The following is a 26,790-nucleotide window of genomic DNA, read 5'->3' on the forward strand; positions in this document are numbered from 1 at the left end:
ATGGCCCGGTTTTCAGTCGGGGCGGCTCGTTCGGACCGAAAACGGCTTGGTTCGGGTCGACATTTCCGGACTTAACCTCAACATCAGGCGACTTGCCCGGTCAGCGGAGATTCCCGTGAAGCGGACTTATCAACCCAGCAAACTGGTGCGCAAGCGCCGTCACGGCTTTCGCGCCCGCCTCGCGACCACCGGGGGCCGGAAAGTGCTTGCCGCACGGCGCGCGCGGGGCCGCAAGCGCTTGAGCGCCTGAGCAAATCTCTCGAGACATCACCATGGAACGGTTGAGGCAGCGGGCGGACTTCCTCGCCGCTGCCAGCGGGCTGCGGGTGAATACTCCCGCTTTCGTGGTGCAAAATCGCCGCCGCAACGACGACGGCCCGATCAGAATCGGCTTCACGGTGACCAAAAAGAACGGTACCGCGACCGAGCGAAACCGCATCCGCCGCAGGCTTCGCGAATTGGTGAAGCGCGTGGACGCCGTATCCATGCGACCGCACGGCGATTATGTGGTAATCGGCCGCCGTGCGGCGCTCGACCGCAGTTTTGCGGTCATGCTCGATGATCTGCGGTCGGCGTTGCGTATCCTCGATCGGCGGCATCCAGGATGATCGCGGCGTCAAGATCGGCGGCATCGACGGCGTATCGAGCTGCAACCCGAACCGAGTGACGAGACCCTGAACGATGTCTGACAATCGCAATACCATCATCGCTATCGTTCTATCGGGCCTCGTCCTGATCGCATGGCAGTATTTCTACAACATCCCGCAGATGGAAAAGGATCGCGCCGCGCAGCAGGCGCAGAGCCAGTCCGCCAAGTCCAAACCCGAGCCGGCGAAGAATTCGACCGCACCCGATCATGCAGAAGCGCAGTCCACGGTGGTTGCCCGAGACGTTGCCCTCGCGGCCACGCCACGCGTCAAAATCGAAACCTCTCGTCTCAGCGGAAGCATTTCGCTGAAAGGCGCGCGCATCGACGATCTGTTGCTGACCAAGTTCCGCGAGACGGTCGACCCCGCCTCGCCTGCGATCGAACTGTTTTCGCCCTCCGGCACAGCCAATCCTTATTATGCCGAGTTCGGGTGGGTTCCAGCCGCGGGATCGACCGTAAAGCTGCCGGATCAGAACACGCTGTGGCAGCAGGAAGGGTCTGGCGAACTGACGCAGTCCACCCCTGTCACGTTGAAGTATGACAACGGCGAGGGACTGACCTTCCGCCGCACCATCGCGGTGGACGACCACTATCTGTTCACGATCAAAGATAAGGTCACGAACACCGGCAGCGCGCCGGTGTCATTGTACCCGTTCGGACTGATTTCACGGCACGGCACCCCGGCGGTTTCCGGCTACTATCTCTTGCACGAAGGTCTCATCGGGTATCTCGGCGATCAGAAGCTGCAGGAATATACCTACAAGAAGATCGACGAAGCCAAATCGGTGAGCTTCAAGGTCACCAACGGCTGGCTCGGCATCACCGACAAGTACTGGGCCGCGGCCCTGCTGCCCGACACGAGCGCACAATTGCAGGCGCGCTTCTCGTCCAATCAGACCGGCTCGGTCAAGACCTACCAGACCGACTATCTGGAGGATGCGCAGACCATCCCGGCCGGCGGCACCGGTTCGGTCGACACGCGCCTGTTCGCCGGCGCCAAGGAGGTCAGCGTTGTCGGCATCAATTTTCCGTTCGTCCAGCTCGGCGGCTACAACAAGCAACTCAACCTCAACCATTTCGACCTGCTGATCGACTGGGGCTGGTTCTACTTCATCACCAAGCCGATGTTCCTGGCGCTGGATTTCTTCTTTCATGTGTTCGGCAATTTCGGCGTCGCGATCCTGGTCGTGACGGTGCTGGTCAAGCTGATCTTCTTCCCGCTCGCCAACAAGTCCTACGCCTCGATGGCAAAGATGAAGGCGGTTCAGCCGCAGATCACTGCGCTGAAAGAACGCTTTCCCGACGACAAGATGAAGCTGCAGCAGGAGATGATGGAAATCTACAAGAAGGAGAAGATCAACCCGATCTCGGGCTGTCTTCCGGTCGTCTTGCAGATTCCGGTGTTCTTCTCGCTGTACAAGGTGCTGTTCGGGACCATCGAAATGCGTCACGCACCGTTCTTCGCCTGGATCAAGGACCTGTCCGCGCCCGATCCGACCCATGTCTTCAATCTGTTCGGGCTGCTGCCCTACGATCCCTCGGCGGTGCCGTTCATCGGGCACTATCTGGCGATCGGCGCGTGGCCGATCATCATGGGCATCACGATGTGGTGTCAGATGAAGCTGAACCCGACGCCGCCCGACCCGACCCAGAAAATAATCTTCGACTGGATGCCGGTGATCTTCACCTTCATGCTGGCGGCATTCCCGGCCGGCCTCGTGATCTACTGGGCCTGGAACAACACGCTGTCGGTGATCCAGCAGAGCTTCATCATGCGCCGTAACGGCGTGAAGGTCGAGTTGTTCAATAACCTGAAGTCAACGTTCCGCCGCAAATCCTCCGACAAGCCGGCGAAGACGACGTAGACCGATCTTCGCCTCGCCGTCATTGCGAGAGTCTTTGCGGACGAAGCCATCCAATGCCAGGCGAGAACCTTTCAGGATCGATCCGCGCAGCGCAAATCCGGCGTGAGCCGATTTCGTCGCGAACGCGCGATGCGACGTCAGGAAAGTCCCTTCGCATGACCACCGGCCTGGATGCCGAGCTGATGGAACGGGGCCGCAGACTGTTTGCCGGCGACTGGAAATTCATCTGGGCCTCGCCGTCGATCAAGACGTTGCCGCCGATGGCCGGCGTCGAGATTGCCTTTGCCGGGCGTTCCAACGTCGGCAAGTCCAGCCTGATCAACGCGCTGACCGGCCGCAACGCGCTGGCCCGAACCTCCAACACCCCCGGCCGCACCCAGGAGCTGATCTTCTTCGAGGGTCCGAAAAATGCCAACGTCCGGTTGGTCGACATGCCCGGCTACGGCTTCGCCTCGGCGCCGAAAGCCAGAATCGCATCATGGACATCGCTGATCCATCAATTCCTGCTCGGCCGGGCCAGCCTTGCCCGCGTCTACGTGCTGATCGACTCGCGCCATGGCATCAAGGACACCGACCAGGACATCCTGACCACGCTCGACCGGTCCGCGGTCAGCTACCAGATCGTGCTGACAAAGGCCGACGAGGTGAAGGCCGGCGGGATGGCCGAGCGCATCGAGGCGACCAGGGCGCTGCTCGTCAAACATCCGGCGGCGTTTCCGGATGTGTTGGCCACCTCCTCCCGCACCGGCGCCGGCATGCCGGAACTGCGCGCCGCGATGGCGCTCCTGATTGGAGAACGTCAGCGATGACACAATTCGGCTGGTTCCGTATCATCGTCATTGCAGCCGGATTGATGGGCGCCGCCGGAGTCATCCTCGGAGCCGTCGCCGCTCACGTGACGACAGGCGGAACGCTGGTCCTGTCGGCCTCCTCGATGCTGCTGTTTCACGCCCCGGCCGCGATCGTGGCGGTGCTTCTGGTCGATCGGCAGATTGTTCGCCCGCGTCTCGGATTGATCGCCGCCGCCGGCTTTGTCGCGGGCGCGACCCTGTTCAGCACCGATCTGACAGTGATGCAATTCCTTGGACACCATCTTTTCCCGATGGCCGCGCCCTCCGGCGGATCGATCATGATCCTGAGCTGGTTCTTGCTCGCGATCGCCGCCGCGTGGCCGTGTCCGGAATCCCGTGGCTGACACACGCGGCCTTGCCCAAAGCTGACTTTGCGTTGTTGCACCGATCAGCTAGAACGGCTCCGTCCCCCTCTTCCCAAGAGACCCTCCTCATGTCCGATGCCTCCCGTATCAGCCCGCTCGATCAGGCGCGCATCCTGTCCGAGGCGCTGCCGCATATGCAGCAGTATGACGAGGAAACCATCGTCATCAAATACGGCGGCCATGCCATGGGCGCGGAAGATGTCGCCCGTCAGTTCGCAAGTGACATCGTGTTGCTGGAGCAGACCGCCATCAATCCGGTGGTGGTGCATGGCGGCGGTCCGCAGATCGCCACCATGCTGCAACGGCTCGGCATCAAATCGGAATTCGCTGCGGGCCTGCGCATCACCGACGCGGCCACCATCGAGATCGTCGAAATGGTGCTTGCGGGCTCGATCAACAAGCAACTGGTCGGCTACATCAACGAAGCCGGCGGCAAGGCCGTCGGGCTTTGCGGCAAGGACGGCAACATGGTCACCGCCTCCAAGGCGACGCGCACCATGGCCGATCCGGATTCGAACATCGAGAATGTCGTCGATCTCGGTTTCGTCGGCGAGCCCGAAAAGGTCGACCTGACGCTGCTGAACCAGTTGATCGGCCATGAACTGATTCCGGTGCTGGCGCCGCTGGCCACCTCGAAAGGCGGGCAGACCTTCAACGTCAACGCCGATACCTTCGCCGGCGCAGTGGCGGGCGCCCTGAAGGCCAAGCGTCTCCTGCTCCTGACCGACGTGCCCGGCGTGCTCGACAAGTCGAAGAAGCTCATTTCCGAATTGTCGGTCAAGGATGCGCGCAAGCTGATCGCCGACGGAACCATTTCAGGCGGTATGATCCCCAAGGTCGAAACCTGCATCTACGCGCTCGAACAGGGCGTCGGCGGCGTCGTCATCATCGACGGCAAGACCCCCCATGCGGTGCTGCTCGAACTCTTCACCGACCAGGGCACGGGGACGCTGATCCACAAGTGAGCGACGCGCGACGATTGCAAGGCGGCTTCAGCCACATCGACACCTGGGTGTTCGATCTCGACAACACGCTGTACCCGCATCACGTCAATCTCTGGCAGCAGGTCGACGCGAGGATCGGCGAGTACATCGGACAGTTCCTCAAGGTCGGTCCGGTCGAGGCCCGGCGCATCCAGAAGGACTACTACAAGCGCTTCGGCACCAGCATGCGCGGCATGATGACGGAGCACGGCGTTTCCGCCGACGACTATCTCGCTTACGTCCATCAGATCGACCACTCGCCGCTCGAACCCGATCCGGCGATGGGCGCGGCGCTCGAAATGCTGCCCGGCCGCAAGCTGATCCTGACCAATGGCTCGACCGCCCATGCCGGCAAGGTGCTGGAGCGGCTCGGCTTCGGCCACCACTTCGAGGCGGTGTTCGACATCATCGCGGCCGAGTTGGAGCCGAAGCCGTCGCCGCGGACCTATCGCCGCTTTCTCGAACGGCACCATGTCGATGCCGCAAGGGCGGCGATGTTCGAGGATCTGGCGCGCAACCTCGCCGTCCCGCATCAACTCGGCATGACCACCGTTCTGGTCGTTCCGGACGGCACGCGGGAGGTCGTGCGCGAGGACTGGGAGATGGAGGGACGCGGCGCGCCGCACGTCGATCACGTCACCGACGACCTGGCCGGGTTTCTGGCGGGGCTGACGGCCCGCTCGGCTTGACAGGCCCGTCCCGGTCCAAGAGAACACCGCTTAGACACCTGCACGCGCAGTCAAGCCACAGGAAATCCGATGTCACTCGCCTCCCTTGAGTCCACCATCAACGCCGCCTTCGAGGCCCGCGACACCGTCACTCCGGCGACCAAAGGCGAAGTGCGCGAGGCAGTGGATCAGGCGCTCGGCCTGCTCGACAAGGGCGAGGTCCGTGTCGCCGAGCGCGCGGCGGACGGCAAGTGGACCGTCAACCAGTGGCTCAAGAAGGCCGTGCTGCTGTCGTTCCGCCTCAACGACATGACGACGATCCCCGGCGGCCCGGGCAAGGCCGCGTGGTGGGACAAGGTGCCGTCGAAATTCGAGGGCTGGGACGAGAAGCGGTTTCGCGACGCCGGCTTCCGCGCCGTGCCGGGCGCGATCGTCCGCCGCTCCGCCTTCATCGCCAAGAACGCGGTGCTGATGCCGTCCTTCGTCAACCTCGGCGCCTATGTCGACGAGAGCACGATGGTGGATACGTGGTGCACGGTCGGCTCCTGCGCCCAGATCGGCAAGCGCGTCCACATCTCCGGCGGCGCCGGCATCGGCGGCGTGCTGGAGCCGCTCCAGGCCGGCCCTGTCATCATCGAGGACGATTGCTTCATCGGCGCGCGCTCGGAAGTGGCGGAGGGCGTGATCGTGCGCAAGGGGGCGGTGCTGTCGATGGGCGTGTTCTCGGCGCCTCGACCAAGATCGTCGACCGTGAAACCGGCGAGGTCTTCATGGGCGAAGTGCCCGAATACGCCGTGGTGGTGCCGGGCGCGCTGCCCGGCAAGCCGTTGAAGAACGGCCAGCCCGGTCCCTCCACCGCCTGCGCGGTCATCGTCAAGCGCGTCGACGAGCGAACCCGCTCCAAGACCGGCATCAACGAACTGTTGCGGGATTAGAGCATGATTCCAAAAAGTGGGAACCGGTTTTCGGATGAGATCGTGCTCCATCAATAACGGACCACCTATGGCAGCCGACGCGCTCTCCATCGCCCGCGATCTGGTCCGTTGCCGGTCGGTGACGCCCGCGGATGCCGGCGCGCTCGGCGTGCTGGAGACGCTGCTCAGGGCGGCCGGGTTCGAGGTGCACCGCGTCACCTTCAGCGAACCGGGCACAGCCGACATCGACAATCTCTATGCCCGCATCGGCACGAGCGGTCCCCATATCGCGTTCGCCGGCCATACCGATGTCGTGCCCTCCGGCGAGGAAGCTGCGTGGACGCACGGCGCTTTTGCGGGCGAGGTCGTCGATGGCTTTCTCTACGGGCGCGGCGCGGTCGACATGAAGGGCGGAATCGCCTGCAGCGTCGCCGCCGCGCTGGATTATCTGGCGGCGCATGGCGGCCATCCGGGGAAAGACGGCAACGGCTCGATCTCGTTCCTGATTACCGGCGACGAGGAAGACATCGCCGTCAACGGCACCGTCAAGCTGATGCAATGGGCGGCGGCGCGCGGCGAAAAATTCGACCACTGCGTGCTCGGCGAGCCCAGCAACGTCGCGGAGCTTGGCGATTGCATCAAGATCGGCCGCCGCGGCTCGCAGTCCGGCACGCTTTATGTCGACGGCGTGCAGGGCCATGTCGCCTATCCGCATCGCGCGGCGAATCCGATTCCGGATATCGCCGCGCTGATCACCGCGCTGGTCAGCGAGCCGCTGGATCAGGGCAGCGCCCAGTTCCAGCCGTCGAATCTGGAGTTCACCTCGGTCGATGTCGGCAATCCCGCAACGAACGTGATTCCCGGGCAGGCGCGCGCGAAGTTCAACATCCGCTTCAACGACCATCACAACCAGGAATCGCTGCGCGCGCTGATCGAGGCGCGGGTCGCCAAGGCCGCGGGCAACCGCATTCGGACCCGCATCGTCTGGGAGCCTTCGAATGCCGACGTGTTCGTCACCAGACCGGGCCCGTTCACCGATCTCGTGGTCGCGGCGATCGAGGAGGTGACCGGCCGCAGACCTGAGCTGAACACCGGCGGCGGCACGTCGGATGCGCGTTTCATCAAGGACTATTGTCCGGTGATCGAATTCGGCCTGGTCGGGCAGACCATGCACCAGATCGACGAGCGCACGCCGGTGGCCGATCTCGACAAGCTGACGCGAATCTATCGCGGCGTGCTGGATCGCTATTTCGCATGAGCGGCGAAATTCTCGTGCTCACCGCCATCGAGGACGAGCTCGACAAGGCGCGCGCGCCCGACGGCGTCAGGGTGATCTATACCGGCGTCGGCAAAGTCAACGCGGCCAGCGCAACGGTGCTTGCGCTGCTGACGCTCCGCCCGGCGCTCGTCATCAATTACGGTACCGCGGGAAAGATCAACGAGACACTGCAAGGTCTGGTGGAGGTGTCCGGCGTGGTCCAGCGCGACATGATGGCGATGCCGCTGGCGCCGCGCGGCCGCACACCATTCGCGCCGGAACTCGATCTGTTGAACTCGGGTCAGGCCGGCGTCGTCTGCGGCACCGGGGACAGCTTCGTCACGACATCGGATCCGTGGCTGATCGAGAACCGGATCGACGTCGTCGACATGGAATTGTTTGCGATCGCGCAGGTCTGCCGGCGGCACGGCCTGCCGTGGCGTGCGTTCAAGTTCATCACCGACGACGCCAACGACCTCGCGCATCAGGACTGGACCGCCAACGTGAAGGACGGCGAGAGCCTGTTCTGGGAAGCGTTGAGCCGGATTCGTTTCTAGAACAGGTTTGCTTCAGACGGAATCAGAAATCCGTCATGCCGGCCATCCACGTCTTTCTCCGGCGCGCCGCTGTGAAGACGTGGATGGCCGGGACAAGCCCGGCCATGACGGAACAGGGTATCTCCATCAAAACCTAAACCTGCTCTAATAATCCACCCGCACCAGATACAATCCGTCGGGCGGGGCGACGGGACCGCAGGCCTCGCGTCGGCGCGCGGCCAGCGCACTGGACAGGTCGTCGGCGCTCCAGCGGCCATGCCCGACCCACACCAGTGATCCCACCATCGAGCGCACCTGGCTGTGCAGGAACGAGCGCGCCGAGGTGATGATGGCGACGGTATCGCCGTTCCTGACGACGTCGAGTTGATCGAGCGTCTTCTCCGGCGATTTCGCCTGGCATTCGGTGTCGCGAAACGTCGTGAAGTCGTGCTTGCCGATCAGCCGCTGCGCCGCCGCGTGCATCGCCTCCGCGTCGAGCGGCCGGGCCACGCGCCAGACACGGCCGACATTGATGGCGAGGTTCGCGCGGCGGTTGGCGATGCGATAGACGTAATGCCGCTTGAGCGCCGAGAAGCGCGCCTCGAAGGTATCAGGCACGATCTCGGCTTCAAGCACACCGATCGGATGCGGCCGCAGGTGCGCGTTGAGCCCGTCGCGCAGCCGGTTCGGCGCGAAGTGCTTGGCGATGTCGCAATGCGCCACCTGCGCCAGCGCATGGACGCCGGCATCGGTGCGGCCCGCGCCATGCACGCGGACGTCGTCGCCGCAGATCGCCTTCACCGCCGCTTCCAGCGCGCCCTGCACCGAGGGACCGTTGTCCTGATACTGCCAGCCGCAGAACGGGCCGCCGTCATATTCGATGGTGAGCTTGTAGCGCGGCATGACAGCCTAGGTGAACCGCATGGGCGGCTGAAGCGGCGTGCCGTTCAGAAAAGCATCGGCCTTCATTGGCGGCTTTCCCGCGCGCTGCAATTCAAGAATGCGGATCGCACCAATCTTGCATGCGATCGTCAACCGGTCGTCGAGCAGTTCACCGGGTTCGCCCGCGCCTTTCGCCACCTCACAGCGCAGGATCTTCACGCGCACCTGCTCGCCGTCGAGCGGCATCTCGCACCATCCGCCCGGAAACGGCGACAGGCCGTGAATATGCCGCACCACGTCGCGCGCAGGCCTGTTCCAGTCGATCCGCGCCTCGGCCTTGTCGATCTTGGCGGCGTAGGTGACGCCTTCGGCGCTTTGCTTCGTCAGCGGCAGTTCGCTCCGCGCCAGCGCGTCCATCGCTCGGACCATCAGAGCGGCTCCCAGCGGCGCCAGCGCGTCATGGAGGTCCGACGCCGTCATCGCGTCGCTCACGGCGATCCGCTCGGCCATGGCGACATCGCCGGTATCGAGACCGGCGTCCATCTTCATGACCATGACGCCGCTCTCAAGGTCGCCGGCCATGATGGCGCGGTTGATGGGCGCGGCGCCGCGCCAGCGCGGCAGCAGCGAAGCATGCAGATTGTAGCAGCCATATCTCGGTGCATCGAGGATCGGTTGCGGCAGGATCATGCCGTAGGCGACGACCACCGCGGCGTCCGCGCCATGCGAGCGGAACTGTTCGCGTGCTTCCGGCGTCTTCAGCGTTTTCGGCGTCAGCGCGGGAATGCCGAGGCGCTGCGCTTCCCGCTCAACCGGGCTCGGTTGCAGCTTCATGCCGCGCCCCGCCGGCCTCGCCTCGCGGGTGTAGACGGCCGCGACCTCATGGCCATGGGCCGCAAGCGCGGCGAGCGTCGGCACCGCGAAACCGGGCGTGCCCATGAAGATCAGGCGAAGCGGCATTTTCTGAATTCGTATGCGGCGATAATCCGCTCTATTTTCCGGCGAGCTTCGCAGCCTTGGTGAACTTCTTCAACACGCGGTCGCGTTTGAGCTTCGAGAGATAATCGACGAACAGCACGCCGTTGAGGTGGTCGATCTCGTGCTGGATGCAGGTGGCGAAAATACCCTCGGCATCCTCCTCGTGCACCTTGCCGTCGAGGTCGGTGAAACGAATCCGCACCCGCGCCGGCCGTTCGACCTCCTCGTAATATTCGGGGATCGACAGACAGCCTTCTTCGTACACCGAGAGTTCCTCGGACGCCGACAGGATTTCCGGGTTGATGAAGACCCGCGGCCGCGGCGTGAGTTCGCCGTCCTCGTCGCGCCTGGCGAGGTCCATGGTGATGATGCGGACGGGCTGCGCGATCTGGATGCCGGCCAGCCCGATGCCCGGCGCGTCGTACATGGTCTCGAACATGTCGTCGGCGAGCTTGCGGATTTCCGGCGTGACTTTTTCGATCGGCCTGGAAACAAGGCGCAACTGCTTGTCCGGAATGATGATGATTTCGCGAATAGCCATGGTCGGCGATGTAATCTGCCGGTCTGCCGGGGTCAATCCGTCGCGGTCGCGGCCGTCAACCGTCCGTTAGTCATAAAATGCAAGCTTTCGTTAACCCACAATGTTCTCTTTTCGTTCGCATCATGCGCCGAATCGGCTAAAAGAGCCGGATGAACGACATTCTTTTCATGCTGGGCGACATGCCGGTGCGGACGGGCGCCGTGTTGATCGGCTTCGGCGGCTTGGCGCTTTTGCTGCTGCTGGTCATCGCGATTGTGATCGCTCGCTCGGGCCGCCGGGGAACCGATATGGCGATGGCGCAGGCAATCCGCGCCGACGAACTGGAAGACCGCCTTGCCGACTTGATGCGCGCGCAGGCGGAGGCGACCGGCCGTGTCGACGCCATGGGCAAGGCGCTGTCAGGGCGCCAGGCGGAGATGGCACGAGCGTTCAGCGACAGGCTTGACACGGTCACCCATCGCGTCGGCCAGTCGATGGAACAGACCACGCGCAACACCATGGACAGCCTGCGGGTGCTGCACGAACGGCTCGGAATCATCGACAACGCGCACCAGAACCTGACCGAACTGACGACGCAGGTGACCACGCTGCGCGATGTGCTCGCCAACAAGCAGTCCCGCGGCGCATTCGGTCAGGCGCGGATGGAAGCGATCGTGCAGGACGGCATGCCGAAGGACTCGTTTGCCTTCCAGTACACGCTGTCGAACGGCAAGCGGCCGGACTGCGTCATCTTCCTCCCCGACCAGCGGCCGCTCTGCATCGACGCGAAATTCCCGCTGGAGGCGATGACGGCGCTGCACGACGCCCGCAGCGACGACGAAAGGAAGTTCGCGAGCCAGCGGCTGCGTGCCGACGTCATGAAACACGTCGCCGACATCGCCGGCAAATACCTGATCCCGGGCGAGACTCAGGACAACGCGCTGATGTTCGTGCCGTCCGAGTCGGTCTATGCCGAGATCTACGACGCCTTCGATGATGTGATCCAGAAGGCCTATCGCGCCCGGATCGTGCTGGTGTCGCCATCGCTCCTGATGCTGGCGATCCAGGTGATGCAGCAGCTTCTCAAGGACGCGCGGATGCGCGATGCCGCCGACAAGGTCCGGGTCGAGGTCATGAACATGATGGGCGACGTCGAGCGGCTGCGCGACCGCGTCAGCAAGCTCGGCAGCCATTTCGATCAGGTCAGCGAGGACGTCAGGCAGGTGCTGATCTCGGCCGGCAAGATCGGCAAGCGCGCGACCAGAATCGAGGAACTCGATTTCAGCAAGGACGAGACCGCCGCGGAGACGCCGCGGATCGTCAGGTCCGGCGAACCGGAGTTGTTCCCGCCGCGACTCGCCCCGAAAATCCAGGCGGGGGAGTAAGTCATGTACGGGTGTCATCGCCCGGCTCGGCGGGACGATGACGTCGGTTCGTAACGCCAAAGAATCTGCTAACACCCGCCGCATGATCGCTCCGGACGCTACCGCGGCCCCGCCGAAAGTATCCGACGCTGCTCCGCGCGCCTCATGGCGCGAGAGCATCGCGGTCTATCTGCAACCGCGCGTTCTTATCGTGATGCTGCTCGGCTTCTCGTCCGGCCTGCCGCTGGCGCTGTCGGGCTCGACGCTGCAGATCTGGATGAAGGAATCCGGCATCGACCTGCGCGCCATCGGACTGTTCGTTCTGGTCGGCACGCCCTACACGCTGAAGTTCCTGTGGGCGCCGCTGGTCGATGCCCTGCACATCCCGCTTTTGACCCGGCGGTTCGGCCGCCGCCGCGGCTGGCTCGTGTTCTCGCAACTGCTCCTGATCGCGGCGATCCTGCTCCTGGGATCGACCGATCCGGTGCAGGCGCCGTGGCTGGTCGCGCTCGGCGCATTGCTCGTGGCGGCGACATCGGCGACGCAGGACATCGTGGTCGATGCCTTCCGCGTCGAGAGCCTGCCGGAAAGCGAGCAGGCCGCCGGCATGGCCGGTTACGTCGCAGCTTACCGCATCGGCATGCTGGTCTCGACCGCCGGCGCTCTCTTTCTCGTCAGCGCGTTCGAAGGGACAGGTCTGGTCCGCGCCTCGGCGTGGACGTGGGGCTATGTCAGCATGGCGGCGATGGTCCTGATCGGAACCGTCACCGCGCTGGCGGCCACCGAGCCCGAGCAATCCGTTCGCGCTGAGCAGGCAACGCGGGGCGAGGACGGTTTCGCGCGCGTCATGCAGGCCGCGGTCGGCGCGTTTTCGGAATTCCTGAGCCGCAAGGATGCGATCGCAGCACTCGCCTTCATCGTGCTGTTCAAGTTCACCGACGCGTTCTCCGGCACAATGACCGCGCCGTTCGTCATCGATCTCGGCTTCACCCGCAACGACTACGCCGCCATCGTCAAGGGCGTCGGCTTGGCCGCGACGCTGATCGGCGGTTTTGCCGGCGGCTTCGTGGCGCGGCGCTATTCATTGGCGGCGAGCCTGTGGATCGGCGGCGTGTTGCAGGCGGTCGCCAACCTGTCGTTCTCCTGGCTGGCGCTGGTCGGCGTCAACCAATGGGCGCTGGCGGTCGCGATCACGGCGGAGAATTTCACCAGCGCAATCGGCACGGTGATCTTCGTCGCCTATCTCTCGGCGCTGTGCCGCAATCCGCTGCACACCGCCACCCAGTATGCGCTGCTGACGGCGTTGGCCGCGGTCGGCCGGACCTATCTGTCCGCCAGCGCCGGCTTCGTCGCCGAGGCGACCGGATGGCCGCTGTTCTTCGCGATCTGCGTCGCCGCGGCGGTGCCGAGCCTGATCCTGCTTGGCTGGCTGCAGCGGCGCGGGCACTTTGCCGGATTGCAGACGTAGCAGCATCGGCCATGGCAAACGGCGCGCTTATCTCGTGAGCATATCCTTTGCCGCGATCAATCCGCCGCCCGCGATCAGCACCGCCGCCCCGGCGAGCGCTGCTGTCGGTTTGGCAAAGCCTGCCATTATCAGGAACGTGGTCGACAACAGCGGCGTCGCATAGGCGGCCGCGCCCAGCACGCGAATGTCGCCGCGCTTCATGCCGATGTCCCAGACATAGAAGGCGAGGCCGACCGGGCCGACGCCGAGCGCGGCGATCGCGAGCCATTGCGCGCCGCTGTCGGGCCACACCGTCGGCTCCGTCAGCACATGCGCGATCGTTGCCAGCGCGGCCGTCGCCAGACAGAAGCCTGCGACCGCGTCGGTTGGAACCGAGGCCAGCCGGCGCGACAGCACGGAATACGCCGCCCAGACGAACGCCGCGACGAACGCGGCCGCGAGCCCCCGGATCCGGGTCGGTTCGAACGCGATCGAGGTGTTGCCCGCGAACAGCAGCACCGTCCCGGCGAGCCCGAGAAGCGCGCCGATCAGATGATGCGGCGCCAGCCGCTCGCCCGGCAGCAGTGAGGAAAACAGCACGATCAGCAGCGGCCAGAGATAGTTCAAAAGGCCGGCTTCCGCGGGCGGCGCCAGGCGCAGCGCGATGAAATACAGCGCGTGATAGCCGAACAGTCCGCCGACCCCGACGAGCCACGCGACCGGCGGCTGTCGCAATGCGCGGACGCCTTGGGGTCGAAACAGCCAACTCGCGCAGCCTGAAAGGCCGCCGATCGCGAACGTCATCGCCGCCAGTTGAAACGCCGGAATGCGCCCCGTCGCGACCGCCATGACCGCGAGCAGCGACCACATCAGGATGGCGGTGAGGCCGACGAGCGTGGCGGTGCGGGAGGTCATGACATCATGCGACTGCACTCATCGTCATGCCCGGCACTCGGGTCCGGCTTCGCCGGCCCGGGCACAGGCCGATTGTGCGGGGCATCCACGTCTTTCATGCGTCGCAACGTCAAAAACGTGGATGGCCGGGTCGAGCCCGGCCATGACGGCTCTTTTGTGGGGGGCTCAATCGCCCACGACAATCTGCCTACGCGCAATACTGCCCGCCATTGATGCTCAATGTCGATCCGGTGATGAAACCGGCGCCGTCGGAGGCGAGGAACACCACCGCGCGCGCGATCTCCTCGGGCTCGCCGAGGCGGCTCGCGGGGATTTGCGGCAGGATGCTTTTCTCGACGACGTCTTTCGGCACCGCCTGCACCATCTCGGTGTTGATGTAGCCCGGGCAGATCGCGTTCACGGTGATTCCAGTCTTGGCGTTTTCCAGCGCCAGGGCCTTGGTGAAGCCGATGTCGCCGGCTTTCGCCGCAGAGTAGTTCACCTGTCCGAACTGACCTTTCTGGCCGTTGATCGAGGAAATATTGATGATGCGGCCGAACTTGCGCGTGCGCATGCCCTCGATCACCGGGCGCGTCATGTTGAACAGCGAACCGAGATTGGTGTTGATGACGGCGCTCCATTGCTCGAGCGTCATCTTGTGGAAAGCGCCGTCCCTGGTGATGCCGGCATTGTTGACGAGCACCTCGACGGGACCGAGTTCCGCCTCGACTTTCCTGACGCCCTCAGTGCAGGCCTCAAACGAGGCGACGTCCCACCTGTAGACGGGGATGCCTGTCTCGGTCTTGAACTTCTCGGCCGCAGCATCGTTGCCCGCATAACTCGCAGCGACCGCATATCCCGCCGCTTTCAGCGCCTTGCTGATCGCGCCGCCGATGCCCCGCGTTCCTCCCGTCACCAGTGCCACTCGTGCCATTGCGTCGTCCTCCCTGAGAGCAAACCGGAATCGTTACGGCGGTAGGTAAGAGCTTTTCCGATAAAAATGCCCGGCTTGTGACCGGGCATTCCGTTGTCGAATCATCTGCGGTGACGTGATGTCATTTTGAAGCGTCCGCCGCCCCGCTCAGCCGCGCTCGACGCACATGGCGATGCCCATGCCGCCGCCGATACACAGCGTGGCGAGGCCCTTCCTGGCGTCACGCTTCTGCATTTCGTGCAGCAGCGTCACCAGCACGCGCGCGCCCGACGCGCCGACCGGGTGTCCGATGGCGATGGCGCCGCCGTTGACATTGACCTTCGAGGTATCCCAGCCGAGGTCCTTGTTGACCGCGCAGGCCTGGGCGGCGAAGGCTTCATTGGCCTCGATCAGGTCGAGGTCGCCGATGGTCCAGCCGGCCTTCTTCAGCGCGGCGCGCGAGGCCGGGATCGGGCCGGTGCCCATGATCTTCGGGTCGACGCCGGCATGGGCCCAGGAGACGATGCGGGCAAGCGGGGTCCTGCCCTCTTTCGCCGCCTGCCCGGCCGACATCAGCACCACCGCAGCCGCGCCGTCGTTGATGCCGGATGCGTTCGCCGCCGTGACCGTGCCGTCCTTCTCGAAGGCCGGGCGCAGCTTGGCGATCGATTCGACCGTCACGCCGGCCTTCGGATATTCGTCCGTATCGACGACGGTGTCGCCCTTGCGGCTCTTGACCGTGACCGGCACGATCTCGTCCTTGAACCGGCCCGCCTTCTGCGCCGCTTCCGCCTTGTTCTGAGAACCGGCGGCGAATTCGTCCTGCTGCTGGCGGGTGATCTGATACTGGCGGGCGACATTCTCGGCGGTGGTGCCCATGTGGTAGCCGTTGAACGCATCCCACAGGCCGTCCTTGATCATGGTGTCGATCAGCTCAACGCCGCCCATCTTCACGCCGCCGCGCAAATACTGCGCATGCGGCGCCATGCTCATCGACTCCTGTCCGCCGGCGACCACGACCTCGGAGTCGCCGTTGAGGATGGCCTGATAGCCGAGCGCGATTGTGCGGAGCCCCGAACCGCAGAGCTGGTTGACGCCCCAGGCGGGGCTTTCCACCGGAATGCCGGCGGCGATCGACGCCTGCCGCGCCGGATTCTGGCCCTGCGCGGCGGTCAAAATCTGACCCATGATGACCTCGGAGACCCGAGCCGGCTCGACCCCGGCCCGCTCCAGCGCGGCCTTGATCGCAATGGCGCCGAGATTATGGGCGGGCATGGTGGCGAACGCACCGTTGAAACTTCCCACCGGGGTACGGGCGGCGCTGACGATGACGACATCGTCTGACATGGACATCTCCTGGAGCTTGAGCGACTGGGTAGCTAAATATTTGATGATGGTTGCCGCGCCGGCAACCCGTGGCACACGTTTACCCTGTTGACCTCACGAGAGTGTGTCAATCGGCCAGAAGTCGCGCCCGACCATATTCCTGAGCAGTCTCTATGCCTTGGAATTAACTGTCCTTCATAAAACGGTAGCCGAAGCCTGCCGAAAGTGCTTACTTTGCTGCAAATGCGTTGCTTGTTAACCCCATCGTGGCGCCGGTGGGGTTGTTGTCCTCGGTATGGGCGTATGGGACCTATGGCGAAATCAGAGACACCGACGACCATCAAGAAATATGCGAACCGGAGGCTCTACAATACCGGAACCAGCACCTATGTGACGCTCGAAGATCTCGCGGCGATGGTCAAGCAGGGCGAGGACTTCCTCGTCTTCGACGCCAAGACCGGCGACGACATCACCCGTTCGGTGCTGGCGCAGATCATCTTCGAGCAAGAAAACAAGGCCGGACAGAATCTGCTCCCGACCACGTTCCTGCGGCAACTGATCCGCTTCTACGGCGACAGCATGCAGATGGTGGTGCCGAAATATCTCGAACGCTCGATCGACATGCTCACCCAGGAGCAGGAGAAGTTTCGCAAGCAGATGACCAGCACCTTCAGCGGCACCCCTTTCGCGCCGCTCGAGGAGCATGTCCGCCGCAACATGGAGCTGTTCGAGCGCACCTTCGCGATGTTCAAGCCGTTCGTGCCGCCGCGCGCCGGCGGCGGCGCTCCCGAGCCGGAGAAGACGCCCGATGTCCCGAGCGACGGCGACAATATCGACGATCTTCGCCGCCAGATGAAAGAGATGCAGGACCGCCTCGAACGGATGTCGAAAGAGCCGAAGAAGGAGTAGACTCGCGGCGCCCGGGATACGCGCGCTGCTCTCTCACGGACATTGCCGCTGAAGCGGCGCAGCTCGAGGAGGTCGTGCGAACCTGCCGCGATGCCGTCCCCTCACCGTCGTCAATCGCGCGTTCGGGACGGACGGTCCGGCACGATTTCCATCGCGGCGAGACCAGCGCCAAGGATGACATCGAGATCGTTTTTGCCGACAATGGCGTCGGCATGACGCCGGACGTCCGGCGGCGGGCCTTCGATCCGTCCTTCACCAGGCGCCGCAACAAGGGCGGCACCGGCCTTGGCCTTCATATCGTCCACAACCTTGTCACCCAGCGGCTCGGCGGCCGGGGTGATGGTGGACCCGGGACCGGGACAAAGCACGAGTTTTCGCATTATCATGCGGCGTGCGCCGTCGGCGGCGCAGGCAGGGACAAAGCAAGCAAGGATGAAACAGACAGCGAGACCACGCCATGGCCGACCAGGATGACGTCCTCCATCTGATCGACGATTCCGACGTCGACCGCCCGGAAGCCTCGACGGTGCGCAAATGGAAGATCGCCGTGATCGACGACGATCGGGCCGTGCATGAGGGCACGCGTTTCGCGTTGAGCGACTACAGCCTCAACGGCCAGACCCTGGAGATCCTGTCGGCCTATTCCGCTACCGAAGGACGCGAGCTGATGCGCGCGCATCCCGACATCGCCGCGGTGTTGCTCGACGTCATCATGGAGACCGATGCCGCCGGCCTCGATCTCGTCGAGTTCATCCGCAACGACCTCAAGAACGAAACCGTGCGGATCATCCTGCGCACCGGGCAGCCAGGACAAGCGCCGGAGCGCCGCGTCATCGTCGACTACGACATCAACGACTACAAGGCGAAGACCGAACTCACCGCCGACAAGCTGTTCACCTCGCTGACCGCGGCGCTGCGCAGCTATCAGCAGCTCGAGCGCATGGTGCAGACCCGCCGCGGCCTCGAGATCATCATCGACGCCGCCTCGACCCTCTACGACTTCAAGTCGATGCAGCGTCTGGCCGAAGGCGTTCTGACGCAGATTGCCTCGCTCTTGAACGTGGACTGCGCCGGCATTCTGGTGCTGCGCGACAGCGGCGCGGACGATGACAATTTTGCCGTGCTGGCGGGATCCGGCTGCTACAGGCGCTTCATCGGCGCGACGGGACAGGAATCGCTCGATTCCGATCTCAAACAGACGGTCGAGGCCGCCCTCAAGCGGCGCAAGCACGAATTCGTCGATCACCGCTCCGTACTCTATGTTCGCACCGGCAGCGGCCGCGAGGTCGTGGTGCTGCTGCAGGCTGAGCGCGACCTGTCGGATACCGACCGCTCGCTGGTTGAAATCTTCGGCAGCCGGCTGTCGATCGCGTTCGACAATGTGATCCTTTACCAGCAATTGCAGGACGCCAATGCGCAGCTCGAGGACCGGGTCGCGCAACGCACCCGCGCGTTGATGCAGGCCAATCGCAGGCTGTCCGCGCAATGGCTGCGGCTGCAGCGAGCCAACGGATTCAAGAACGAGATTCTCGGGACCGTTGCGCACGACCTGAAAAATCCCCTTGGCGTCATTTTTGGCCGTACCGAAATGCTTGCCGAGCTTATCGGAACCGATTCGCCGAGAGATACCGTCACCTCGCAAATCGATCATATTCGCGACGCCACCAAGCGCCTGATCACGATGGTCGATCATCTGATTTCCGACGCCATGGCCGACGCCTTCGATATCACCATCCGGCGCGAGCCGGTCGATGTCGCGGCGCTGGTCGCCGAGGTCTCCGACGCCAACCAGCCGTCCGCAATCAACAAGCAGCAGACCATCGCCGTCTCGGCGCCCACCGGACGCATCACGATGTGCGACCAGGATCGGATGCGCGAGGCGATCGACAATCTCGTCAGCAACGCCATCAAATACACTCCGGTCGGCGGCAGGATCACGGTGCTGGTCGACCACGACGCGGAGCACACCATCATTCGCGTCACCGACGAGGGCGCCGGCCTGTCGCCGGAGGACCTGGGGCGGCTGTTCGGCCGTTTCCAGCGACTGTCCGCAAAGCCGACCGCCGGCGAAAGCTCCACCGGCCTCGGCCTCTCCATCGTGAAACGGATCGTCGAAATGCATGACGGCCAGATCAACGCCGACAGCAGCGGCCCCGGCCAGGGATCGACCTTCACCATTATCCTGCCGGCGACAGCCTGACATGAGCCAAAACCCGCATATCATCGTTGTCGACGACGAGGCGCCCGCGCGCGAAATGGTCGGCGACTATCTCAGGATGCATGGCTTCGCCATCACGCTATGCGACGGCGGCAAGAGCCTGCGCGAAGCCATCGGCGCTGCAACGCCCGATCTCGTTGTCCTCGACCTGAACATGCCGGAAGAAGACGGCCTCTCGATCATTCGCGACCTCAAGAGCCGCACCAACGTGCCCGTGATCATGCTGACGGCGACGGCCAGTCCGATCGACCGGGTGGTCGGCCTCGAACTCGGCGCCGACGACTACGTGGCAAAGCCCTGTGAGCTGCGCGAACTGATGGCGCGTATCCGTTCCGTGCTGCGGCGAAGCGCGCCGAAGACGGGGGCCGCGCTGCCGGACGCCGTCGCCGGAAAGCCCGCGGCCGGGCGGCTCGTTCGCTTCGGCACCAAATGGCTGGATCTCGACGCCCAGGCCTTGCGCGACGACGAAGGCAACGAACATCCGCTTACAGCGTCGGAATTCAGCCTGTTGAAAGTGTTCGCCGCCAACCCGAAGCGGGTTCTGTCGCGCGAACGGCTGCTGGAACTGGCCAATGCCCGCGACAGCGAAGCCTTCGATCGCGCGATCGATCTGCGCATCATGCGGATCCGTCGCAAGATCGAGTCAGATCCGGCGAAGCCGGCCGTGATCCGGACCATCCGTGGAGGTGGCTACCTGTTTTCGCCCGCCGGCGACAACAAAACCTAAGCCCGGCGCGACGTGTGGATTTGCGACATGTGGATTACGGTTCTCTCCAATCTCGACAGAACCCCTGTTGGAACGCCGCAAAGCGGGTTCTCTACGGCTAAAGTCTAACAGCACGACCAAGGTTTAATAACGCTCGGGCGATCGGGGCAATTCTCCATCCGGGCGGAATCCGTTTGGCGTGAAGAAGATACGCTTAATCAATAACTTACGCATATTCTGACCGCGAAACCGTGATCCGCTTTGGCGGACTATGTGCTGGAGTTTTACCATCGATGTTTCGTCGCCGGCGGTGGGGACGAAACATTTCATTGCTCGCGAAACCATTTTCCGCTTGGCGTGCAGACGTCCTGAAACCGTGACCGGCTAAAAATCTACCCAACAAATATAAGGGGAGCCCGTCATGCGTAACGTCATTGCGATCAACGCAGCCGCCCGCCGAGGCATTATCGCTGCCCAGGCGACCTCGGACGAGATGCTGCTTGAGCAAATTGCCAACGGCGACCGCACGGCGATGCACACCCTCTACTTGCGCCATAACGTGCGGGTCTATCGTTTCGTGCTGCGCAGCCTTCGCGACGCGACGGTGGCGGAAGACATCGTCAGCCAGGTATTTCTTGACGTGTGGCGTATCGCCGACCAGTTCGAAGGCCGTTCGCGGGTGTCGACCTGGCTGCTCTCGATCGCCCGCTTCAAGGCGCTGACCGCGATGCGCCAGCGTCGCCACGAGGATATCGACCAGGAGAACGTTCGCGAGATCGCCGACGGCGCGGATACCCCGGAGGCGTCGCTCGACCGCAGCAACGTCAGCGCCATTCTGCGTGCCTGCATCGCCAAGCTGTCGCCGGCCCATCGCGAGATCATCCACCTCGTCTATTATCATGAGAAAACAGTCGAAGAGGCCGGCGTGATCATCGGCATTCCACAGAGCACGGTGAAGACTCGCATGTTCTATGCACGCAAGCAGCTTGCCGAACTCCTGAAGGGCGCAGGCGTCGCAAGCCTCGCGGCCTGATCGTCATGTCCTTTCGGCCCAAATCCTTGGCGGGCCGGATAGCTCATCTCCAGGCGGCCTGACGTTCGGGCCGGCGCCATGGCGAAGCGACAGGATGGCTTGTCGCGCGACGATCCGGCCCCGATGCAAGCTCCCGGAACGTTCAGAACCGCCGCCGCCCGCGTCGCGGCGCCATTTCCTGAAAACTTTAGGATTTCCAGCCGGCGCTCGCGGTCGCTTGCCATCGCGCCGCCGCTGAGATTTTATGCCGCATGATTTTGTGCTGTATACGATTGGCGAAGACGCTGGCGGCAGGCATCCGCCTTTTCAGCGAGGAGAACAAGCGATGATCGGGTTTCGGGACCTGACCCTGGCGGTTTCTGCCGCGGCTTGTCTGCTGTTTTCAGCCACGCATGGCTTTGCGCAGCAGCCGCGGCCCGATGTCGGCGACGAGCCCGGCCTGATCGCCGACGATTCCTTCCAGCTCGACCCGGAATACCGCAAGCAGGTGGTGCTCTACCGGACCACCGAACCGCCCGGCACCATCATCATCCAGACCGCGGAACGCCATCTTTATCTCATTCAGGGCAACGGTCGCGCGATCCGTTACGGCATCGGCGTCGGACGCGAAGGTTTTCAGTGGCAGGGTATTCTCAACATCACGCGCAAGGCGGAATGGCCCGACTGGACCCCGCCCCCGGAAATGATCGCGCGCCAGCCTTACCTGCCGCGCTTCATGGCGGGCGGCCCCGGCAATCCGCTCGGCGCGCGCGCGATGTATCTCGGCACGACGGTGTATCGCATCCATGGCACCAACCGTCCCGATACGATCGGCACCGCGATCTCTTCGGGCTGTTTCCGTCTGGTCAACGCCGACGTCGCCGATCTCTACGATCGCGTTCCGGTCGGCACGCGCGTGATCGTGCGGCAAAAACCCAAGCTTTAGCTTATCAGTACGTCATTCGCGCCAGATCGATTTTCCCGCTATTGCGAGAGGGCTATCCATGCGGACATTCCGAAGCGGTCTCCTGATAGGCCTCGCCATCGCGACCGCCATTGCGGCGATGGCGATCACCTACGAGCGCTACGACACCAAAACACTGAAACGAACGCTCCGGCGCGACGCCGTGTTTTGCGGCGTCAATACCGGTCTGCCCGGATTTTCCAATTTGGATGAGAAGGGCAACTGGTCGGGCTTCGACGTCGATTTCTGCCGCGCCGTCGCCGCCGCCATCTTCGATGATCCGACCAAGGTGAAGTTCGTCCCGCTCGACGCCAACGAAAGCTTCAAGGAATTGCAGAGCCGCAAGATCGATATCCTCGCCCGCAACTCGACCTGGAGCATGTCGCGCGAAACCAACTACGATCTCTATTTCCCGGCGGTCGCTTACTACGACGGCGAAGGATTCATGTTGCGCACCTCGCGCAAGGCCGCCTCGGCGCTCGACCTCGGCGGCACGAAGATCTGTGTGCAGGACGGCACGACCACGAGACTCAACCTCGCGGACTATTTCAAGGCCAACAACCTGAAATACGAGGAGATGAAGTTCAAGAAACTGGAGGATACGCTGAAGGCCTATGACGAGGCCAAATGCGATGTGCTGACCGCCGATGTTTCCCAGCTTTATGCCCTGCGCCTGCGGTTGACCAAGCCGAATGAGAGTTTCATCCTGCCTGACGTCATCTCGAAGGAGCCGCTGGCGCCGGTCGTCCGCCAGCGCGACGACGACTGGATGATGATCGTCAAGTGGACGCTCTACGCGATGATCAACGCCGAGGAACTCGGCGTCACCTCGAAGAACATCGACGAGGCGATGAAGTCGACGAGGCCCGACGTGATGCGGCTGGTCGGCACCGAGGGCGAGTACGGCGAGGATCTCGGGCTGACCAAGGACTGGGCGGCGCGCATCATCCGCCACGTCGGCAACTACGGCGAGGTCTACGACCGCAACGTCGGCGCCGACTCAAAGCTGAAGATTCCGCGCGGCCTCAACCAGCTCTGGAACGCCGGCGGCATCATGTACGCCCCGCCGCTGCGATAGCGGGCGCAACGGTCATCCTGCATGTCGTCCGAACGCCAGGATCAGATTGTTGGCCGGCATCTCGACAATCTCCGTGAGCGTCAGGCCGTTGCGCCGCGCCAGCGCCGTCACCTCATCGACATCGCGCACGCCCCATTCGGGATCATGGTCGCGCAGGCTGGCGTCGAACGCCGCGTTGCTCGGCGCGGTGTGCCGGCCGCCGCGCTTGAACGGCCCGTAGAGAAACAGCCGTCCGTCCGGGCGCAGGTAGCGTGCCGCGCCCGCGATCAGGCCCTCGGCGACGCGCCACGGCGCGATATGAATCACATTGGCGCAGAACACTGCCAGCAGGGCGCCGGGTCCCGGGCCGTCGCTCGCCTCGGCGAACCAATCCGGGCTCGACAGGTCGGTCCGCAGCGGTCGGCGGACGTTGGCGAGTTGTTCGTGAGCGATCCAGGCTGCGATACTGCGCAGATGATTGTCATTGAGATCGCTCGGCCACCATGTGATCCCCGGCGTTTGCCGCGCGAAGAAAACCACATGCTGGCCGGTGCCGCTGCCGGCCTCGGCAACGTCGCCGGTCTTGCCGCGCAGGAATTTTTCGAGCACCGCCCAGATCGCGGCGTGGTTGCGGTGAAACGCGGCCGCGTCGAGCCGGTCGTCCGATTCCACGCGCCGGCCGTTCTTGCCGAATTCGACGGTATAGCCTGTCATGGCCGGACATCCTTCCTTCATTCTGCCGGCATGAGCGCTTGTGCAAAGGCCGAGGATGTGAAAATTAAGTCCGATGGGGGCTATGCCCCTGCCCCGGCTGACGCCGATCAGGACGCAACCGCAATATCGTAGCCGCAGGAATCGCCTTTGACGATGATCTCTTTGAAGAAACCCGTCCTCCTGCCTGCGCTGGCGACCGCCTTGCTGCTCGCCGCGACCGTCGGGCCTTGCCCGGCGCGCGCGCAGTCGGCCGCCGACGAAGGGCAGAAGCTTGCATTCGATCGCAGCAAGGGCAACTGCCTGACCTGCCATGAGATCAAGGGCGGCGGAATGGCCGGCAATGTCGGACCGGCCCTCACAGACATCAAGAAAAAATATCCGAACCGCGCCGACCTGGTCGAGATCATCACCGACGAGACCAAGCGAAATCCCCTCACGGTCATGCCGCCATTCGGTCGAAACCACATCCTCACCGACAAGGAAATCGATGCGGTTGTCGACTACCTGCAAACGCTGTGACCCTGCCGGCCTAAAGGAGAGCTGAATGATCCATTCACGACTTGGCAGCGTTGATGAGACGCGGCGGCAGATTTTGAAAGGCACGGCCGTCGTTGCGCTGGCAGGCCTAGCCGGCATCCGCTTCGGGCTTGCGCCTGCGCTCGCAGCCGCCAACGACAAATATCCCGACGCGGCTTTCAAGGTAAAGGGAGCTGAGGGCGCAATTCAGGCGCTCTACGGCAGGACCGCGGAGAAATCCGACAAGGTCAGGATGGACGCGCCGGAGATCGCCGAGAATGGCGCGGTCGTTCCGATTTCGGTTACCACGAGCCTGCCCGACGTGACGTCGATCTCGCTTCTGGTTGCGGAAAATCCGAACGCTCTCGCCGCGTCGTACCGCATCCCGGCCGGAACGATGCCGAGCGTCGCCAACCGCCTGAAGATGGCGAAGACCAGCAACGTCATCGCCGTCGTGGAATCCGGCGGCAAGCTTTATAGCGCCAGCAAGGAAGTCAAGGTCACCATCGGCGGCTGCGGCGGCTAGTGGGCGAAACGTCAAGGGAAGACAGTCATGGCATCGACAATCCGCATCCGCGCAAGGTCGAGTGGCGACACCACCGAGGTCCAGGCGCTGATCCAGCACCCGATGGATTCGGGCTTCGCCAAGAATTCCGCGGGCGAGCTGATCCCGCCGCACTTCATTCAGCAACTGACCTTCGAACACGGCGGCAAGCAGGTTTTCATCGCCGACTGGGGACCGGCGGTCTCCAAGGACCCTTACGTGAAGTTCAGTTTCAAGGGCGGCAAAAAGGGCGATGACCTCAAGATTAGCTGGGTCGATAACAAGGGCGCCTCCGACTCTTCCACGGCGACGATTCAGTAATGGCGGCGCGCGACAGGCGGAGAACGGACATGCGATTGACTTTCCGCTCGGTGGCGACCGGACTGATGCTGACGGCGCTGACATGCGCAGGCGCGCAGATATCCCACGCGACCGAAAAGACCAATCCGCAGGCCGACCTCAAGGCATTCCAGAAATACTTCACCGACAAGTTTCCCAAGCTGAAGCTGAAGGATTTCGTCAACGGGCCCTATTCGATGGACCAGGGCCTCTACAAGCAGTGGAGGGAAAAGGAGGAATTTCCGCCTTACGAATTCGCGCTGGCCGCCGGCAAGGAACTGTTCGAGAAACCGTTCAAGAACGGCAAGACGTTCGCGGACTGTTTCCCCCACAAAGGCATCGGCATCCGGCAGAACTATCCCTATTTCGACGAAAAGCAGGGCAAAGTCGTCACGCTCGAACTCGCGGTGAACCAGTGTCTTGAGAACAACGGCGAAAAGCCCCTCTCCTACACCAAGGACGACATGGCGTCGGTGACGGCGTATATGGCCTTCACCTCGCGCGGCAAGCCGTTCAACATCAAGATTCCGAAAGATCCGCGGGCGCTCGCAGCCTATGAGAACGGCAAGCGCTACTTCTACACGCGGCGGGGGCAACTCAATTTCTCCTGCGCGACCTGCCATGTGCAGCTACCGGGCGACCGGATCCGGGCCGAGGTTCTCGCGCCCGCGCTCGGCATTCTCAACGCGATGCCGATCTACCGCTCCGCGTGGGGCGGCATGGGCACGACCAGCCGCCGCTTCACATCTTGCAACAGCCAGGTGCGCGCGGTGCCGCTGACGCCGCAGGACGACGAATACCGCGATCTCGAATACTATCTGTCCTATGTCAGCAACGGCCTGCCGATTTCGGGTCCGGGAGCGCGGCCATGAGCACGAGCGTGATGCATCTCCCAGCCCTCGTTGCGATTTCAATGACGCTGGTCGTCGTAACGACATCCGCTCATGCCGCAAACACCGAAGCCGACTACAAGGCGGCCTATGCCGCGGCCGAAGCTGCCAACAACCAGGCCAGCCAGCTTCGCAACCAATGGACCACTGCGGTCAAGGCGTTGAAGGATGCCAAGGCGGCCGCGGAGGCTGGCGATTTCGACAAGGCGGTCGCTGCATCGAAGAAATCCGAAACGTTGTCAAAGGCCGCGATCTACCAGTTCAACGAGCAAAAGGACGCCTGGAGGAAAATGGAGATTCGCTAACCGGGCGCGGGACGGGATCAGATCGAACTGTCATTGCGAGCGCGCGACAAAATTGTCCCCACCATTTGCGCGTGACGTTCCGGAGGTCCCGAAGAAGCTGGATCGCTTCGTCGCTTTGCTTGACGGCGCCCGTTTGTCCCGGCCTCGCAACGATACACCGGAAGATCAGGTCGGAAGGCGTCCCGCCTTCCCTCGGCGTGAGT

The 26,790-nt window shown here is 63.5% G+C and carries 29 protein-coding genes and 2 pseudogenes; 24 read left to right on the forward strand and 7 right to left on the reverse strand.

The annotated features are described in order from the left end of the window. Window positions 1–115: 115 nt before the first annotated feature. The 10 genes and pseudogenes from rpmH (at window position 116) to ACMDCM_RS10260 (ending at window position 8,110) form a co-directional block, all read left to right on the forward strand. A complete protein-coding gene (gene rpmH, locus ACMDCM_RS10215) occupies window positions 116–250 on the forward strand; it encodes a 50S ribosomal protein L34 (protein WP_006609582.1) in 135 nt (44 codons plus the stop codon). 22 nt (window positions 251–272) lie between these two features. After that, window positions 273–608: a ribonuclease P protein component gene (gene rnpA / locus ACMDCM_RS10220; RefSeq protein ID WP_412773457.1), complete on the forward strand. Its 336-nt coding sequence runs from the start codon at window positions 273–275 to the stop codon at window positions 606–608. A 73-nt stretch (window positions 609–681) separates the two neighbouring features. Next, window positions 682–2,514: a membrane protein insertase YidC gene (yidC, locus tag ACMDCM_RS10225; RefSeq protein ID WP_412773458.1), complete on the forward strand. Its 1,833-nt coding sequence runs from the start codon at window positions 682–684 to the stop codon at window positions 2,512–2,514. Between the two features lie 155 nt (window positions 2,515–2,669). Further along, complete coding sequence (gene yihA, locus ACMDCM_RS10230; protein WP_412773459.1) at window positions 2,670–3,323, forward strand: ribosome biogenesis GTP-binding protein YihA/YsxC; 654 nt, start codon at window positions 2,670–2,672, stop codon at window positions 3,321–3,323. Then, the gene (locus ACMDCM_RS10235) at window positions 3,320–3,709 is read left to right on the forward strand and encodes a DUF423 domain-containing protein (RefSeq protein WP_412773460.1); all 390 of its coding nucleotides are present in this window, start codon (window positions 3,320–3,322) and stop codon (window positions 3,707–3,709) included. Before yihA ends, ACMDCM_RS10235 begins: the two co-directional genes overlap by 4 nt. Window positions 3,710–3,798: 89 nt before the next feature. Continuing rightward, the gene (gene argB, locus ACMDCM_RS10240) at window positions 3,799–4,695 is read left to right on the forward strand and encodes an acetylglutamate kinase (protein WP_412773461.1); all 897 of its coding nucleotides are present in this window, start codon (window positions 3,799–3,801) and stop codon (window positions 4,693–4,695) included. Continuing rightward, on the forward strand, window positions 4,692–5,402 hold the full coding sequence (locus ACMDCM_RS10245) for a pyrimidine 5'-nucleotidase (RefSeq protein ID WP_412773462.1): 711 nt from the start codon (window positions 4,692–4,694) through the stop codon (window positions 5,400–5,402). The genes argB and ACMDCM_RS10245 overlap by 4 nt, the downstream gene beginning before the upstream one ends. 69 nt (window positions 5,403–5,471) lie before the next feature. Continuing rightward, window positions 5,472–6,316: pseudogene (gene dapD, locus ACMDCM_RS10250) on the forward strand (2,3,4,5-tetrahydropyridine-2,6-dicarboxylate N-succinyltransferase). 67 nt (window positions 6,317–6,383) lie between these two features. Beyond that, window positions 6,384–7,553, forward strand: coding sequence for a succinyl-diaminopimelate desuccinylase (gene dapE / locus ACMDCM_RS10255; protein ID WP_412773463.1), 1,170 nt, complete (start codon window positions 6,384–6,386; stop codon window positions 7,551–7,553). Next, window positions 7,550–8,110: a phosphorylase family protein gene (locus ACMDCM_RS10260; protein ID WP_412773464.1), complete on the forward strand. Its 561-nt coding sequence runs from the start codon at window positions 7,550–7,552 to the stop codon at window positions 8,108–8,110. Before dapE ends, ACMDCM_RS10260 begins: the two co-directional genes overlap by 4 nt. Before the next feature lie 144 nt (window positions 8,111–8,254). Here ACMDCM_RS10260 and truA read toward each other — a convergent pair whose 3' ends face one another. The 3 genes from truA to def are packed head-to-tail and all read right to left on the reverse strand — an operon-like array spanning window position 8,255 to window position 10,490. Next, the gene (gene truA, locus ACMDCM_RS10265) at window positions 8,255–8,992 is read right to left on the reverse strand and encodes a tRNA pseudouridine(38-40) synthase TruA (RefSeq protein ID WP_412773465.1); all 738 of its coding nucleotides are present in this window, start codon (window positions 8,990–8,992) and stop codon (window positions 8,255–8,257) included. A 6-nt stretch (window positions 8,993–8,998) separates the two neighbouring features. Next, complete coding sequence (gene fmt / locus ACMDCM_RS10270; protein WP_412773466.1) at window positions 8,999–9,931, reverse strand: methionyl-tRNA formyltransferase; 933 nt, start codon at window positions 9,929–9,931, stop codon at window positions 8,999–9,001. 31 nt (window positions 9,932–9,962) lie between these two features. Continuing rightward, entirely contained in the window at window positions 9,963–10,490 is a 528-nt protein-coding gene (def, locus tag ACMDCM_RS10275; protein ID WP_412773467.1) for a peptide deformylase, read from the reverse strand. A 149-nt stretch (window positions 10,491–10,639) separates the two neighbouring features. Between def and ACMDCM_RS10280 the strand changes: the two genes are divergently transcribed. Both ACMDCM_RS10280 and ACMDCM_RS10285 read left to right on the forward strand, forming a co-directional pair. Continuing rightward, complete coding sequence (locus ACMDCM_RS10280; RefSeq protein WP_412773468.1) at window positions 10,640–11,854, forward strand: DNA recombination protein RmuC; 1,215 nt, start codon at window positions 10,640–10,642, stop codon at window positions 11,852–11,854. Between the two features lie 82 nt (window positions 11,855–11,936). Beyond that, on the forward strand, window positions 11,937–13,301 hold the full coding sequence (locus ACMDCM_RS10285) for an AmpG family muropeptide MFS transporter (protein ID WP_412774723.1): 1,365 nt from the start codon (window positions 11,937–11,939) through the stop codon (window positions 13,299–13,301). A 27-nt stretch (window positions 13,302–13,328) separates the two neighbouring features. Here the strand turns inward: ACMDCM_RS10285 and yddG are convergent, their stop codons facing one another. The 3 genes from yddG to ACMDCM_RS10300 form a co-directional block, all read right to left on the reverse strand. After that, window positions 13,329–14,195, reverse strand: coding sequence for an aromatic amino acid exporter YddG (gene yddG, locus ACMDCM_RS10290; protein ID WP_412773469.1), 867 nt, complete (start codon window positions 14,193–14,195; stop codon window positions 13,329–13,331). Between the two features lie 187 nt (window positions 14,196–14,382). After that, a complete protein-coding gene (gene phbB, locus ACMDCM_RS10295) occupies window positions 14,383–15,108 on the reverse strand; it encodes an acetoacetyl-CoA reductase (RefSeq protein ID WP_412773470.1) in 726 nt (241 codons plus the stop codon). 147 nt (window positions 15,109–15,255) lie between these two features. After that, entirely contained in the window at window positions 15,256–16,434 is a 1,179-nt protein-coding gene (locus ACMDCM_RS10300; RefSeq protein ID WP_412773471.1) for an acetyl-CoA C-acetyltransferase, read from the reverse strand. A gap of 291 nt (window positions 16,435–16,725) precedes the next feature. Here ACMDCM_RS10300 and phaR point away from each other — a divergent pair, with 291 nt between their 5' ends. The 7 genes and pseudogenes from phaR to ACMDCM_RS10335 all read left to right on the forward strand — a co-directional run bounded on the left by phaR (window position 16,726) and on the right by ACMDCM_RS10335 (window position 23,300). Continuing rightward, on the forward strand, window positions 16,726–17,322 hold the full coding sequence (phaR, locus tag ACMDCM_RS10305; protein WP_412773472.1) for a polyhydroxyalkanoate synthesis repressor PhaR: 597 nt from the start codon (window positions 16,726–16,728) through the stop codon (window positions 17,320–17,322). A 100-nt stretch (window positions 17,323–17,422) separates the two neighbouring features. Beyond that, a pseudogene (locus ACMDCM_RS10310) lies at window positions 17,423–17,810 on the forward strand (ATP-binding protein); the annotation flags it as partial. Continuing rightward, the gene (locus tag ACMDCM_RS10315) at window positions 17,780–19,522 is read left to right on the forward strand and encodes an ATP-binding response regulator (protein WP_412773473.1); all 1,743 of its coding nucleotides are present in this window, start codon (window positions 17,780–17,782) and stop codon (window positions 19,520–19,522) included. The pseudogene ACMDCM_RS10310 and the gene ACMDCM_RS10315, both read left to right, overlap by 31 nt. Before the next feature lies 1 nt (window position 19,523). Then, entirely contained in the window at window positions 19,524–20,267 is a 744-nt protein-coding gene (locus tag ACMDCM_RS10320) for a response regulator (RefSeq protein ID WP_412773474.1), read from the forward strand. 400 nt (window positions 20,268–20,667) lie between these two features. After that, complete coding sequence (locus tag ACMDCM_RS10325) at window positions 20,668–21,279, forward strand: sigma-70 family RNA polymerase sigma factor (RefSeq protein WP_412773475.1); 612 nt, start codon at window positions 20,668–20,670, stop codon at window positions 21,277–21,279. A 325-nt stretch (window positions 21,280–21,604) separates the two neighbouring features. Then, window positions 21,605–22,204, forward strand: a complete 600-nt coding sequence (locus tag ACMDCM_RS10330) for a L,D-transpeptidase (protein WP_412773476.1) — start codon at window positions 21,605–21,607, stop codon at window positions 22,202–22,204. A gap of 58 nt (window positions 22,205–22,262) precedes the next feature. After that, window positions 22,263–23,300 (forward strand): amino acid ABC transporter substrate-binding protein, encoded by a 1,038-nt coding sequence (locus ACMDCM_RS10335; protein WP_412773477.1) that lies wholly within the window; start codon window positions 22,263–22,265, stop codon window positions 23,298–23,300. 12 nt (window positions 23,301–23,312) lie between these two features. On the opposite strand, the gene ACMDCM_RS10340 is transcribed toward ACMDCM_RS10335, so the two are convergent. Beyond that, window positions 23,313–23,993, reverse strand: a complete 681-nt coding sequence (locus ACMDCM_RS10340; RefSeq protein ID WP_412773478.1) for a DUF938 domain-containing protein — start codon at window positions 23,991–23,993, stop codon at window positions 23,313–23,315. Between the two features lie 153 nt (window positions 23,994–24,146). Between ACMDCM_RS10340 and soxX the strand changes: the two genes are divergently transcribed. Genes soxX through ACMDCM_RS10365 form a run of 5 tightly spaced genes read left to right on the forward strand, consistent with a single transcriptional unit; the run spans window position 24,147 to window position 26,587 of the window. Then, on the forward strand, window positions 24,147–24,512 hold the full coding sequence (gene soxX / locus ACMDCM_RS10345) for a sulfur oxidation c-type cytochrome SoxX (RefSeq protein ID WP_412773479.1): 366 nt from the start codon (window positions 24,147–24,149) through the stop codon (window positions 24,510–24,512). 25 nt (window positions 24,513–24,537) lie between these two features. Next, on the forward strand, window positions 24,538–25,035 hold the full coding sequence (soxY, locus tag ACMDCM_RS10350; protein WP_412773480.1) for a thiosulfate oxidation carrier protein SoxY: 498 nt from the start codon (window positions 24,538–24,540) through the stop codon (window positions 25,033–25,035). Between the two features lie 27 nt (window positions 25,036–25,062). Continuing rightward, entirely contained in the window at window positions 25,063–25,374 is a 312-nt protein-coding gene (gene soxZ, locus ACMDCM_RS10355; protein ID WP_412773481.1) for a thiosulfate oxidation carrier complex protein SoxZ, read from the forward strand. A 29-nt stretch (window positions 25,375–25,403) separates the two neighbouring features. After that, complete coding sequence (gene soxA, locus ACMDCM_RS10360) at window positions 25,404–26,264, forward strand: sulfur oxidation c-type cytochrome SoxA (protein WP_412773482.1); 861 nt, start codon at window positions 25,404–25,406, stop codon at window positions 26,262–26,264. Then, window positions 26,261–26,587, forward strand: coding sequence for a hypothetical protein (locus ACMDCM_RS10365; protein ID WP_412773483.1), 327 nt, complete (start codon window positions 26,261–26,263; stop codon window positions 26,585–26,587). The genes soxA and ACMDCM_RS10365 overlap by 4 nt, the downstream gene beginning before the upstream one ends. Window positions 26,588–26,790 lie beyond the last annotated feature (203 nt).

Origin of the sequence: Nitrobacter sp., assembly GCF_047149785.1 — a bacterium.
Classification (GTDB): Bacteria; Pseudomonadota; Alphaproteobacteria; order Rhizobiales; family Xanthobacteraceae; genus Nitrobacter.

What these genes read in the sequence shown, in the direction of transcription:
- phbB (WP_412773470.1), bottom strand. Translation starts at nt 15,108, where the DNA reads ATGGCACGAGTGGCACTGGTGACGGGAGGAACGCGGGGCATCGGCGGC.
- soxX (WP_412773479.1), top strand. Translation starts at nt 24,147, where the DNA reads ATGATCTCTTTGAAGAAACCCGTCCTCCTGCCTGCGCTGGCGACCGCC.
- soxZ (WP_412773481.1), top strand. Translation starts at nt 25,063, where the DNA reads ATGGCATCGACAATCCGCATCCGCGCAAGGTCGAGTGGCGACACCACC.
- yidC (WP_412773458.1), top strand. Translation starts at nt 682, where the DNA reads ATGTCTGACAATCGCAATACCATCATCGCTATCGTTCTATCGGGCCTC.
- ACMDCM_RS10285 (WP_412774723.1), top strand. Translation starts at nt 11,937, where the DNA reads ATGATCGCTCCGGACGCTACCGCGGCCCCGCCGAAAGTATCCGACGCT.
- truA (WP_412773465.1), bottom strand. Translation starts at nt 8,992, where the DNA reads ATGCCGCGCTACAAGCTCACCATCGAATATGACGGCGGCCCGTTCTGC.
- def (WP_412773467.1), bottom strand. Translation starts at nt 10,490, where the DNA reads ATGGCTATTCGCGAAATCATCATCATTCCGGACAAGCAGTTGCGCCTT.
- soxY (WP_412773480.1), top strand. Translation starts at nt 24,538, where the DNA reads ATGATCCATTCACGACTTGGCAGCGTTGATGAGACGCGGCGGCAGATT.
- phaR (WP_412773472.1), top strand. Translation starts at nt 16,726, where the DNA reads ATGGCGAAATCAGAGACACCGACGACCATCAAGAAATATGCGAACCGG.
- rnpA (WP_412773457.1), top strand. Translation starts at nt 273, where the DNA reads ATGGAACGGTTGAGGCAGCGGGCGGACTTCCTCGCCGCTGCCAGCGGG.
- ACMDCM_RS10330 (WP_412773476.1), top strand. Translation starts at nt 21,605, where the DNA reads ATGATCGGGTTTCGGGACCTGACCCTGGCGGTTTCTGCCGCGGCTTGT.
- ACMDCM_RS10320 (WP_412773474.1), top strand. Translation starts at nt 19,524, where the DNA reads ATGAGCCAAAACCCGCATATCATCGTTGTCGACGACGAGGCGCCCGCG.
- ACMDCM_RS10340 (WP_412773478.1), bottom strand. Translation starts at nt 23,993, where the DNA reads ATGACAGGCTATACCGTCGAATTCGGCAAGAACGGCCGGCGCGTGGAA.
- ACMDCM_RS10300 (WP_412773471.1), bottom strand. Translation starts at nt 16,434, where the DNA reads ATGTCAGACGATGTCGTCATCGTCAGCGCCGCCCGTACCCCGGTGGGA.
- yddG (WP_412773469.1), bottom strand. Translation starts at nt 14,195, where the DNA reads ATGACCTCCCGCACCGCCACGCTCGTCGGCCTCACCGCCATCCTGATG.
- ACMDCM_RS10260 (WP_412773464.1), top strand. Translation starts at nt 7,550, where the DNA reads ATGAGCGGCGAAATTCTCGTGCTCACCGCCATCGAGGACGAGCTCGAC.
- soxA (WP_412773482.1), top strand. Translation starts at nt 25,404, where the DNA reads ATGCGATTGACTTTCCGCTCGGTGGCGACCGGACTGATGCTGACGGCG.
- fmt (WP_412773466.1), bottom strand. Translation starts at nt 9,931, where the DNA reads ATGCCGCTTCGCCTGATCTTCATGGGCACGCCCGGTTTCGCGGTGCCG.
- ACMDCM_RS10365 (WP_412773483.1), top strand. Translation starts at nt 26,261, where the DNA reads ATGAGCACGAGCGTGATGCATCTCCCAGCCCTCGTTGCGATTTCAATG.
- ACMDCM_RS10315 (WP_412773473.1), top strand. Translation starts at nt 17,780, where the DNA reads ATGGCCGACCAGGATGACGTCCTCCATCTGATCGACGATTCCGACGTC.
- ACMDCM_RS10325 (WP_412773475.1), top strand. Translation starts at nt 20,668, where the DNA reads ATGCGTAACGTCATTGCGATCAACGCAGCCGCCCGCCGAGGCATTATC.
- argB (WP_412773461.1), top strand. Translation starts at nt 3,799, where the DNA reads ATGTCCGATGCCTCCCGTATCAGCCCGCTCGATCAGGCGCGCATCCTG.
- ACMDCM_RS10235 (WP_412773460.1), top strand. Translation starts at nt 3,320, where the DNA reads ATGACACAATTCGGCTGGTTCCGTATCATCGTCATTGCAGCCGGATTG.
- ACMDCM_RS10280 (WP_412773468.1), top strand. Translation starts at nt 10,640, where the DNA reads ATGAACGACATTCTTTTCATGCTGGGCGACATGCCGGTGCGGACGGGC.
- dapE (WP_412773463.1), top strand. Translation starts at nt 6,384, where the DNA reads ATGGCAGCCGACGCGCTCTCCATCGCCCGCGATCTGGTCCGTTGCCGG.
- ACMDCM_RS10335 (WP_412773477.1), top strand. Translation starts at nt 22,263, where the DNA reads ATGCGGACATTCCGAAGCGGTCTCCTGATAGGCCTCGCCATCGCGACC.
- yihA (WP_412773459.1), top strand. Translation starts at nt 2,670, where the DNA reads ATGACCACCGGCCTGGATGCCGAGCTGATGGAACGGGGCCGCAGACTG.